9 protein-coding genes and 1 pseudogene are annotated in these 10,386 nt (G+C 67.7%); 6 read left to right on the top strand and 4 right to left on the bottom strand.

The window, feature by feature from the left end; all coding sequences use genetic code 11:
* Window positions 1-107 precede the first annotated feature (107 nt).
* The 5 genes from I53_RS35275 to I53_RS19400 all read left to right on the top strand — a co-directional run bounded on the left by I53_RS35275 (window position 108) and on the right by I53_RS19400 (window position 4,953).
* Complete coding sequence (locus I53_RS35275; protein ID WP_251982371.1) at window positions 108-248, top strand: hypothetical protein; 141 nt, start codon at window positions 108-110, stop codon at window positions 246-248.
* A complete protein-coding gene (locus tag I53_RS35270) occupies window positions 245-631 on the top strand; it encodes a hypothetical protein (RefSeq protein WP_043353717.1) in 387 nt (128 codons plus the stop codon). Before I53_RS35275 ends, I53_RS35270 begins: the two co-directional genes overlap by 4 nt.
* A 134-nt stretch (window positions 632-765) precedes the next feature.
* Entirely contained in the window at window positions 766-2,052 is a 1,287-nt protein-coding gene (gene oxlT, locus I53_RS19410) for an oxalate/formate MFS antiporter (protein WP_043353715.1), read from the top strand.
* A gap of 146 nt (window positions 2,053-2,198) precedes the next feature.
* Window positions 2,199-3,947 (top strand): oxalyl-CoA decarboxylase, encoded by a 1,749-nt coding sequence (oxc, locus tag I53_RS19405; protein WP_051044902.1) that lies wholly within the window; start codon window positions 2,199-2,201, stop codon window positions 3,945-3,947.
* A gap of 310 nt (window positions 3,948-4,257) precedes the next feature.
* Window positions 4,258-4,953: an alpha/beta hydrolase gene (locus I53_RS19400; protein ID WP_043353713.1), complete on the top strand. Its 696-nt coding sequence runs from the start codon at window positions 4,258-4,260 to the stop codon at window positions 4,951-4,953.
* A gap of 3 nt (window positions 4,954-4,956) precedes the next feature.
* Here the strand turns inward: I53_RS19400 and I53_RS19395 are convergent, their stop codons facing one another.
* The 3 genes from I53_RS19395 to I53_RS19385 form a co-directional block, all read right to left on the bottom strand.
* The gene (locus I53_RS19395) at window positions 4,957-6,135 is read right to left on the bottom strand and encodes an HPP family protein (RefSeq protein ID WP_043353711.1); all 1,179 of its coding nucleotides are present in this window, start codon (window positions 6,133-6,135) and stop codon (window positions 4,957-4,959) included.
* Window positions 6,136-6,218: 83 nt separating this feature from the next.
* Window positions 6,219-7,469 (bottom strand): formyl-CoA transferase, encoded by a 1,251-nt coding sequence (gene frc, locus I53_RS19390; protein ID WP_043353710.1) that lies wholly within the window; start codon window positions 7,467-7,469, stop codon window positions 6,219-6,221.
* 55 nt (window positions 7,470-7,524) lie between these two features.
* On the bottom strand, window positions 7,525-7,992 hold the full coding sequence (locus I53_RS19385) for a PAS domain-containing protein (protein ID WP_374701349.1): 468 nt from the start codon (window positions 7,990-7,992) through the stop codon (window positions 7,525-7,527).
* 907 nt (window positions 7,993-8,899) lie between these two features.
* Between I53_RS19385 and I53_RS19380 the strand changes: the two genes are divergently transcribed.
* On the top strand, window positions 8,900-10,141 hold the full coding sequence (locus I53_RS19380; RefSeq protein WP_043353709.1) for a capsule biosynthesis protein: 1,242 nt from the start codon (window positions 8,900-8,902) through the stop codon (window positions 10,139-10,141).
* Window positions 10,142-10,189: 48 nt separating this feature from the next.
* Here the strand turns inward: I53_RS19380 and I53_RS19375 are convergent.
* A pseudogene (locus tag I53_RS19375) lies at window positions 10,190-10,386 on the bottom strand (hypothetical protein); the annotation flags it as partial.

The following is a 10,386-nucleotide window of genomic DNA, read 5'->3' as shown; positions in this document are numbered from 1 at the left end:
CGCCCCCGGTCGATACCGTCGAGCTGGGATGAAAGCTGGGTGAGATGTTCGGCCGCTACAAGGCGGTGGAGGACCTGCTGGCGCACAATGTCGAGGCCTAAACCGGCATGCAGCGCCTGTTCTTCAACTGGGCGCTCTCGCGCGAAAAGCAGGTGGTCTGCGAGTTCCTCGACAACAGCGTGCCGCTGGGCGAGCGGCCGCCACCATCGCGTTCTGGGCCGACGGGATCCTCAACATCCTCGACGTGAAAGGGCTGATCGACATCGACCGGTTTCGGAAGGTCGACATCTTCGCCCGCAGTCCCGAGGCGGTGTTCAAGGGCGCCGACCTTTCGGCATCCGCCAACACCACCTTCCTGCGCGAATGCCTGCGCCGGATGGCGATCGTCCGCTTCGTTCAGGCCGAGACCGGCCGTGCCATCCTGCGCCTCGATCGCGGACGGATCACCGCGCTGCATCCGGCCACCCTGGCGGCGGTGAAGGCGGGTCCGGACTGGGAGGCGGCCTGCGCGGTCATCGGATTCCCGGCCGATCCGACCGCGATTCCCACGCTCGATGAAACGCTGCACCCAACCGACGCGCCGACGCTCGGTGCCTGGGGCCCGATTCCTACGCCGGGGGAAACGGAATAATATCGCCGCCCTGACAGTTCATCCCGTCCGTCTCAGGCTGGTATATTGCATACCTAGAACGGATGTGCATGATCGTCGGTGCACGAGAGACGCCGCCACAGCAAGGCCGCGCCGCCCAAGAGAGAGGCTCAGGGATGGAACGCCAGGATTCGCCGTCGGCGAAATGGTGGCAGCTCGCCTTCGGCGTGATCTGCATGGCCATGATCGCCAACCTCCAATACGGTTGGACGTTGTTCGTGGACCCGATCGACCAGCGCTACCACTGGGGACGCGCGGCGATCCAGCTCGCCTTCACGCTGTTCGTCGCCACCGAGACCTGGCTGGTCCCGGTCGAGGCGTGGTTCGTCGACCGCTACGGCCCGAAGATCGTGGTCGCGTTCGGCGGCGTGATGATCGCCCTCGCCTGGACGATCAACGCCTACGCCGACAGCCTGGCGATGCTCTATCTCGGCGCCGTCATCGCCGGCATCGGTGCGGGCTCGGTCTACGGCACCTGCGTGGGCAACGCGCTCAAGTGGTTCCCGCATCGCCGCGGCCTCGCCGCCGGTGCCACCGCGGCCGGCTTCGGCGCGGGTGCCGCCATCACGGTGGTACCGATCGCCCGCATGATCGCGTCGAGCGGTTACCAGGACGCCTTCCTGTATTTCGGCATCGGTCAGGGCGCCGTGGTCCTCGCGCTCGCCTTCCTGCTGCGCAAGCCGTCGACCAACTCGCCGGTCCAGCGCAAGAGCACCCGCCTGCCGCAGACCAAGGTCGACCGCAGCCCCCGCGAGGCGGTGCGCACCCCGGTCTTCTGGGTGATGTACGCCATGTTCGTGATGGTCGCCTCCGGCGGCCTGATGGCGGCGGCGCAGATCGCCCCGATCGCCCACGACTTCCAGGTGGCGGGCGTGCCGGTGAGCCTGTTCGGCCTCCAGATGGCGGCGCTGACGCTTGCGATCTCGCTCGACCGGATCTTCGACGGGTTCGGGCGGCCGTTCTTCGGCTACGTCTCCGACAACATCGGCCGCGAGAACACGATGTTCATCGCCTTCTCGACGGCGGCGCTGGCGGTGATCGTGCTGCTGACCTACGGTCACATCCCGATGGTCTTCGTGCTGGCCACCGCGGTGTATTTCGGGGTGTTCGGCGAGATCTACTCGCTGTTCCCGGCGACCTGCGGCGACACGTTCGGCTCCAAGTACGCCGCCAGCAATGCCGGCCTGCTCTACACCGCCAAGGGCACCGCGGCGTTCCTCGTGCCCTTCGCCAGCCTCCTGTCGGCGGCCTACGGCTGGTCGGCGGTGTTCACGCTGATCATCGTGCTCAACGTGACGGCGGCGGCGATGGCGATGTTCGTCCTGCGCCCGATGCGGGCCCGCTATCTCGCCGCGGAGGAGCATCCCGCGGCGCTCGGCGCCCACCCGATCCGGGCGGCCTGAGCGGCCCCCGCTCCACGACGTCGCCCGAGCGACGCCCAGCCTTCACGGATCTCCCGCCCTCCCCTCCTCGGGGAGCGTGGGGGATCCCCCGCCAGCCGGCGCCCAGAGCCGCCCGTACCGATACCGATCCTCCGGGAGAAACCGTGATGACCGCACTCGCCAAGATCGTCCACACCGCACCCGAGGTCGAGGCAGAGCCCGAGCTGACCGACGGCTTCCACCTCGTCATCGACGCGCTCAAGCTCAACGGCATCGAGACGATCTACGGTGTCCCTGGCATCCCGATCACCGATCTCGGCCGCATGGCCCAGGCCGAGGGGATGCGGGTGATCTCGTTCCGCCACGAGCAGCACGCCGGCAACGCCGCGGCGATCGCGGGCTTCCTTACCCAGAAGCCGGGCATCTGCCTCACGGTCTCGGCCCCGGGCTTCCTGAACGGCCTGACCGCCCTCGCCAACGCCACCACCAATTGCTTTCCGATGATCCTGATCTCGGGTTCCTCCGAGCGCGAGATCGTCGACCTGCAGCAGGGCGACTACGAGGAGATGGACCAGCTCGCCATCGCCAAGCCCCTGTGCAAGGCGGCCTTCCGGGTTCTGCATGCGGCCGATATCGGCATCGGCGTCGCCCGCGCCATCCGCGCCGCCTGCTCGGGCCGGCCGGGCGGCGTCTACCTGGACCTGCCCGCCAAGCTGTTCTCCCAGGTGATGGACGCCGAGGCCGGCCAGAAGTCGCTGGTCAAGGTGATCGATCCGGCCCCGGCCCAGCACCCCGCCCCCGAGGCGATCGCCCGGGCGCTCGACGTCCTGAAATCCGCCAAGCGGCCGCTGATCGTGCTCGGCAAGGGCGCCGCCTACGCCCAGGCCGACGCGGCGATCCGCAGCCTCGTGGAGACCAGCGGCATCCCCTACGTGCCGATGAGCATGGCCAAGGGCCTCCTGCCCGACACCCACCCGCTCTCGGCCGGCGCGGCGCGCTCGACGGCGCTGAAGGACTCGGACGTGGTGCTGCTGATCGGCGCCCGGCTGAACTGGCTGCTGTCGCACGGCAAGGGCAAGAGCTGGGGCGAGCCCGGTTCGACCAAGTTCATCCAGATCGACATCGAACCCCGCGAGATGGATTCGAACGTCGAGATCGTCGCGCCGGTGGTCGGCGACATCGCCTCCTGCGTGCAGGCGCTGCTCGACGGCATGGGCCAGGGCTGGCAGCAGCCTCCCTCCGACTGGATCGAGACGCTCAAAACCAAGCGCGAGGCCAACGTCGCCAAGATGGCGCCGAAGCTCATGAGCAACGCCTCGCCGATGAACTTCCACGCGGCACTCGGTGCGCTTCGCACCATCGTCAAGGAGCGGCCGGACGCGATCCTGGTCAACGAGGGCGCCAACACCCTCGACCTCGCCCGGGGCATCATCGACATGTACCAGCCGCGCAAGCGCCTGGATGTCGGCACCTGGGGCATCATGGGCATCGGCATGGGCTTCGCGGTCGCGGCGGCGGTCGAGACCGGCAAGCCGGTCCTGTGCGTCGAAGGCGACAGCGCCTTCGGCTTCTCCGGCATGGAGGTCGAGACCATCTGCCGGTACGGGCTGCCGGTCTGCATCGTCGTGTTCAACAACAACGGCATCTACCGCGGCACCGACACGGATCCGACCGGCCGCGATCCCGCCACGACGGTGTTCGTGCCGGATTCCCGCTACGACAAGATGATGGAAGCCTTCGGTGGCGTCGGCTACCACGTCACCACGCCGGACGAGCTGACCCGCGCGGTCAACGAGGCGATGAACTCGGGCCGCCCGGCCCTGGTCAACGCCGTCATCGACCCGGCGGCCGGCAGCGAGAGCGGCAACATCGGCAGCCTCAACCCGCAAAGCGGCATCAAGAAGAAGAAGAAGTGAGGGCGGCGGGCCCCTGAAGCCCGCAACCGGGATGTCTGCACGCCGGCCGGATCGCTCAGCGGTCCGGCCGTTCATGACTGCGCGGCACGCTTCGAGGCCGAGCCGCGGGTCCCCTCTCCCGTGCGGGAGAGGGACAGGGTGAGGGAACAGGTCCGTCCGGAAAGGGCGCGATCGGGACGCGCCTCAATGACGTGCTCGTCCTGAGAGTTCTCGCCCCTCACCCCAGCCCACTCCCGCACGGGAGAGGGAGTCTGGCGCCGCTGGCAAGCCACACAACGCGAATCCAACACCGATCCGACGAGTTCCTGCGATGATCGATCCCGACCTCGCCGGCCGCCTGCACTTTCGCCACCGACTGCCCGGCGGCGAACCCCTTCCGCCGGGCAGGCATGACCTCGGCCTCTTCGCCGAGCGCGACGCGGTGCTGGTGGTTCCCGAGGGCCTCGATCCGCGCCGGCCCTGCCCGCTCGTGGTTCTGTTCCACGGCGGCGGCGGCAGTGCCGAGCGCATCCTGCCGATGCTGGAGGCGCATGCCCGCGCAGCGCGCTTCCTGCTCCTCGTACCGCAATCCCTGTTCCCGACCTGGGACATCGTCATCGCCGGCCACGGGCCTGACCGCGAGAGGGTCGCGGCGGCACTGGCGCACGTGGCGGACCGGTTTTTGCTCGATCCGGGGCGGCTCTGCTTCGCCGGCCATTCCGACGGTGGAAGCTACACCCTCTCGCTGGGGCTCGCGAACGGCGATGTGGCGAGCCACCTGATCGTCTCGTCGGCCGGATTCCTGTCGGTCCATCTGCAGGTCGGCGCACCGCGCATCTTCCTGTCGCACGGGACGCAGGATGAGCAGATCCCGATCGACCGGAGCGCCCGGATCCACGTGCCGACGCTGCGCGAGGCCGGCTATCCGGTCACCTATGTCGAGTATGACGGGCCGCACGCCCATCAGCCGGCCGTGGTGGCCCAGGCAGTGGACTTCTTCTTGAGCGATCCGCCCGACGGCGTGTGAGCGTCAGGCCAGAGCGGTACGGGCCGAGGCGCGGGCGCGGACCGGTGCCTCGGGCGCGTCGGCTTCGGACAACAGCGCCGGGATGAGGTCCGTCTGCGAGACGATCCCGACCAGACGGCCGTCGGCGTCGACCACCGGCAGGTGGTGCAGCCCCGCCTCCGACATCCGCGGCACCAGCACGGCGATGGGTGTGTCGGGGCCGACGGGCTCGACCGCGCTCATGATGTCGGCGGCGCAGCCATGGGGTGCGCGGCCCCGCTCGGCCGTGAGCCGCAGGCGGCGGCCGAGGCCGAGGCGCGGCCCGGACCGGTCCCAGGCGGCCTTGTCGAGGAGATCCGTCTGCGTGACGATGCCGAGGACGCGTGCCCCCTCGTCGGTCACCGGAAGCGCCTTGATCCGGTGCCTGCGCAGCAGCCGCAACGCCTCGGCCAGCGGCGCGTCCGGCGCCACCGCGATCACGTCGCGCGACATGATCGCCGCGCAGGTGATCGGACTCGAGAGGCGGCCGTAGACCCGCATCTGCACGCGCCGCAGGATCTGCTCCAGGTCGCTGCGGTCGACGTCGAGGAGCTGGTCGAAATCCTCCAGCGCGGCGTCGAGGTCCGAGGCCCGGAAGCCCACCCGGGCGCCGGAGGGCGGATCGGCCGTTCTCGGACCCGCCGGGCGCAGATGCGGGTAGGCGCGCCCCGTCAGGTTGTTGAACAGCAGGGCGGTCGTCAGCAGCAGCAGCGAATTGGCCGCGACCGGCCAGAGCACGAAGCCGTAGCCCAGCTCGCGGATCGCCGGGCCGCCGAGAACGGCCGTCAGCGCCACGGCTCCGCTCGGCGGGTGCAGGCAGCGCAGGGCCATCATCAGGGCGATCGCAACCCCGATGGCGCAGGATGCCGCCACGAACGGATCGGCGATCCACGCCCCCGCCGTGACGCCCACGAATGCCGCCACGATGTTGCCGCCGAGGATCGACCAGGGCTGCGCCAGGGGGCTCGCGGGCACGGCGAAGAGCAGCACCGCCGAGGCGCCCATCGGGGCGATCAGGACAGGCAGCGCCTCGGAGCCCAGGGCGGCGCGGCAGACGAGGCCGGTCGCCAGGATGCCCGCCAGGGCACCGGCAGCGGAGCGCAGGCGCTCACGCTTGCTGATCGGGGTCAGCTCCGGCAGGAAACGGCTCAGGAATGCGCGCATCGGATCCGGGGCTCGCACATGAAAAGGACGGCGCTGGGGGAGCGCCGTCCTCTCTCAGGAACGCTGAGGTCGGGCGCTGTCTATCAGACCGCGCGAGCCTCGTGCATCGCCCGGATCTGCTCCGGCGAGTAACCGAGGTCTGCGAGCACCTCATCGGTGTGCTCGCCGAGCAGCGGCGACGCCTTCACCTCGACCTTCATGTCGGAGAACTTGATCGGGCTCCCGACAGTCAGGTACTTGCCGAGCTTCGGGTGCGCCACCTCGACGACGGTGCCGCTCTCGCGCAGGGACTTGTCCTCGGCGATCTCCTTCATCGACAGCACCGGCGCGCAGGGAATGTCGTAGGTGCGCAGGATGTCCACCGCCTCGAACTTGGTCTTGTCGGCGAGCCACTCCTCGATCGTCTTGAAGATGTCGAAGATCTTGTCCTGGCGCGCCCGGGCGGTGTTGTAGCCCGGATCGGTGATCCACTCCTCCTTGCCGAGCGCCTTGCAGATCGGCGCCCAGGCATGGCCCTGGATCGTGAAGTAGATGTAGGCGTTCGGGTCGGTCTCCCAGCCCTTGCACTTCAGCACCCAGCCCGGCTGGCCGCCGCCGCCGGCGTTGCCGCCCCGCGGCACCACGTCGGAGAACTCGCCGTGGGGGTACTGCGGGTACTCCTCGAGGTAGCCGAGGGCGTCGAGGCGCTGCTGGTCGCGCAGCTTCACGCGGCAGAGGTTGATCACCGAGTCCTGCATCGACACGGCGACCTTCTGGCCCTTGCCGGTCTTGTTCTTCTGGTGAAGCGCCGTGAGGATGCCGATGGCGAGGTGCATGCCGGTGTTGGAATCCCCCAGCGCGGCTGCGCTGACGGTGGGCGGCCCGTCCCAGAAGCCCGTGGTCGAGGCGGCACCGCCCGCGCACTGGGCGACGTTCTCGTAGACCTTCAGGTCCTCATAGTGGTGGCCGTCCGAGAAGCCCTTCACCGAGGCGAGGATCATGCCCGGGTTCAGCTCCTGGATGCGGGCCCAGGAAAAGCCCATCCGGTCGAGGGCGCCGGGGCCAAAATTCTCGACCATGACGTCGGAGTCTTGGATGAGCTTCTCGAGGACTTCCTTGCCGGCCTGGGTCTTGGTGTCGAGGGTGAGCGAGCGCTTGTTGGAATTCAGCATCGTGAAGTAGAGCGCGTCCGCGTCCTCGACGTGGCGCAGCTGGGTCCGGGTCACGTCGCCGGCGCCGGGACGCTCGACCTTGATCACGTCGGCGCCGAACCAGGCGAGCAGCTGCGTGCAGGCCGGGCCGGCCTGGACGTGCGTGAAGTCGATGATCTTGATGCCTTCCAGCGGCTTGCTCATGGGGCGTTCTCCCTGTGCGGTTTGGTGATCGGGACCTTCGGATCGTCCGGCGGGCTCATGGCGCCCGGCGGGCCGGATCCGAGGAAGCTTCGAGTTCGGCCACGCGTTGGCGCAGGCGCTTCTCTTCGGCCCAGCGCTCGGTCTCGTCGCGGATCACGGCGACGATCCCGGTCACCCGGTCGGAGGCGTCCCGCACCATCCCCACCGTGAAGGCGATGGAGAGCTGGCGGCCGTCCTTGTGGAGCGCCGGCACCCTCAGGGTCTCCGCCCCGTAGCGGGTGACGCCGGTGCGCATGGTCTTGGCATAGCCGTCCCAGTGGCGGCGCCGGTGCCGCTCGGGGGTGATCAGATCGAGACTCTGCCCCAGCGCCTCGGCGGCGCTGAAGCCGAAGATGCGCTCGGCGGCGGCGTTCCAGACGGTGATGGCGCCGTCCGGATCGGACACCACCACGGCGTCTCCGATAGCCCTGACGAAGTCGGCGAGATCGGAACCGTTACGCTCCGCCTGCGCCAAGCCCGTCACCGGCGACATCCGGCCAACGGGCCAGGGATGAGGCGGATTGCAGAAGTCCGAAGCTGCGTCATCCGCGGCCACCCTCCCTGAACGTCGCCCGAAAGAGCGGCGTTAAAATTCCAGTCCGGTCTTGCTAAGGAACCGTGACCAGCCCTTTCGTTGGTATTTGGTATGCCAAATGGGGAATTCCGTCAACGCCTGCGGTGACAGGTGGAACTTTTCTTCAACTCGATGCCGCGAGACGCGGCCCCTGACGGAATGCCGGCGGGCGGTCTCGACACGGGCCGAGCAGCCCGGCATTTCGCCCTGGGCCTTCCGAACGCGATCGCTTTCGACACGCCGATGATCGCCGCTCAGGATTTCGGGCTCCGGGCTCGACGAGCAGATATGTCTACGGGTATCGACAGTATTTCCTGAATGAGTGCGCCGCGTCCCACTCTGGTCGCCTCGGTTACGACTTTAATCTCGGACCGCAACGATTGATGGATCGTCACGCCGAATGATTTCCGTATCGGCTTTTATCGGAAGCTGATCATAAGTGACGGGATCTCCGCCGACGCGTCATAGATCCGGCGCCTTAGCGCAGGTTTTCCGTAGCGAGATCGGCTTGAGCGCGGCTTCGTGTGACTCCGACAGAACGCGGGCACCACCATGGCCACGCATTCCGCGAGGACGACCGGGCGGCTGGATCCGGCAGACTGCCTCCGGCCCAACAGCGATGTGGTCATCGATGGCACGCACGGATTCCATCGGACCAGGCCGCGCCGCGACGCGCGCGGCGGCGAAGCCGAGGCATCCATAACGACATGCTTTTGCCGTCTCCCCGTGCGACAGACGATCGGCGTGCGGATTGCGGCGCGGTCATGATCCCGGTGACGGGTCAACCTTCTAGGCCGGGAGGGCCGGGAATCAGACCATGAATATGGAGATCCGGAAGGCAGAGGGACAGCCGGTTACGTCTGCCGACCGTCAACAGGCGGTCACTGAGTCGCTTCGGCAGATCGCGCGCATGTCGCGCTTCGCCGATCGCAAGAAGGGGATCCGGTCCTATCAGGTCCAGACCAAGAACGACCCCTGGATCCCGGTTCTGTTCGTGCTCTGTTTCATCCTGCCGGCCTTGGCCGGTGCCGTCTATTACGGCTTGATCGCGTCCAATCGCTACGTCACCGAAGCACGCTTCGCGATCCGACCGGCTCTCGGCTCGTCCGACAAGACATCCTCCGAAACCGGGGGAACCGCTTCCGGCACGTCGAACCAGATGGTGGCGCAGGATACACAGATCACGCGCGAGTTCATCCTCAGCCGGCCGATGCTGGAGATCCTTGAGGGGCAGCTGCCGCTGCGCCAGTGGTTCAGCAGCGATTCGATCGATTACTTTTCACGGTTCGATCCCGAAAAGCCGATCGAGAAGTTCGTCCGCTATTGGAAGCGGCGCGTCGGCGTCGAGGTCGAAGGCGGCTCCGGGATCATGTCCGTCACGGTCGAGGCCTTCGATCCGGACGAATCGCTTGCCATTGCCAAGGCCGTCATGAAGGAGGCCGAGCGCAAGGTGAACGACCTCAGCGTCAAGTCGCGCGAGGACGCCGTGGCGGAGAGCGCGCGCGAACTCCGTCTTGCCGAAGAGCGCATGACCAAGATCCGCCTCGCCATGCGCGATCTGCGCAACCGCGAAGGTGTGCTGGACGCCCAGAAGACGAATGACATCAATATCAAGATGATCGCGGAGCTGCGGGCATCCCGCATCAACCTCGCGGTCCAGCTCGCGATCGGCCAGCGCGACCTCGGTCCCGATTCGCGCCGGATCATGGATCTCAAGCAGCAGATCAAGGATATCGACGACAACATCGCCCGGATCGAGCGGCAATCCGCCAGCCAGGATCCCGATCAGAAGCGGCTGCTGTCCGACGCGTTGACGCGGTTCGAGATCCTGGAGAACGACCGGAAGAACGCCGAGAAATATTACCAGCAAGTGCTGACCGCCTACGAGCGCGCCCGCATCATCTCGGCCCGGCAGATCGAGTTCTTCAGCCCGATCGTCGAGCCCGTGAAAGCGGAATCGTCGACCGAACCGCGGCGGCTCCTGATGATCGGCCTGATCATGGCGGGCGCCGGAATCCTGTTCGGAGCCTCGATGTTCGCTCGTAAGATGATGACCTGACCCACGCCCGCCCCGCGGAGTTGCCCGGGGCGGATACGTATCCTCGCCTCAGCGGGTGGACCGGGCGGCCGGGCCGATCGTACCGCCGGTCCAGCCCTGTGCCCGCCAATCCTCGGCGCGCTCGTCGATGTCGATCGAACCGGCTTGATCCAGAATGGCGAGGACGCGTTCCCCCCGCGACTCGTCGGCCCGAACGGTGACCAGAGTGCCGCCCCGTCGCACGCCTTCCGCATAGGTCTTGGCTT

Source organism: Methylobacterium sp. B1, assembly GCF_000333255.1.
Classification (GTDB): Bacteria; Pseudomonadota; Alphaproteobacteria; order Rhizobiales; family Beijerinckiaceae; genus Methylobacterium; species Methylobacterium fujisawaense.
The sequence above is the reverse complement of the archived record's forward strand: the minus strand, read 5'-3'. Positions and strand labels throughout refer to the sequence as shown.

Coding starts and splice junctions, on each gene's coding strand:
- I53_RS35275 (WP_251982371.1), top strand. CDS start 108: ATGCAGCGCCTGTTCTTCAACTGGGCGCTCTCGCGCGAAAAGCAGGTG.
- oxlT (WP_043353715.1), top strand. CDS start 766: ATGGAACGCCAGGATTCGCCGTCGGCGAAATGGTGGCAGCTCGCCTTC.
- oxc (WP_051044902.1), top strand. CDS start 2,199: ATGACCGCACTCGCCAAGATCGTCCACACCGCACCCGAGGTCGAGGCA.
- I53_RS19400 (WP_043353713.1), top strand. CDS start 4,258: ATGATCGATCCCGACCTCGCCGGCCGCCTGCACTTTCGCCACCGACTG.
- I53_RS19395 (WP_043353711.1), bottom strand. CDS start 6,135: ATGCGCGCATTCCTGAGCCGTTTCCTGCCGGAGCTGACCCCGATCAGC.
- frc (WP_043353710.1), bottom strand. CDS start 7,469: ATGAGCAAGCCGCTGGAAGGCATCAAGATCATCGACTTCACGCACGTC.
- I53_RS19380 (WP_043353709.1), top strand. CDS start 8,900: ATGAATATGGAGATCCGGAAGGCAGAGGGACAGCCGGTTACGTCTGCC.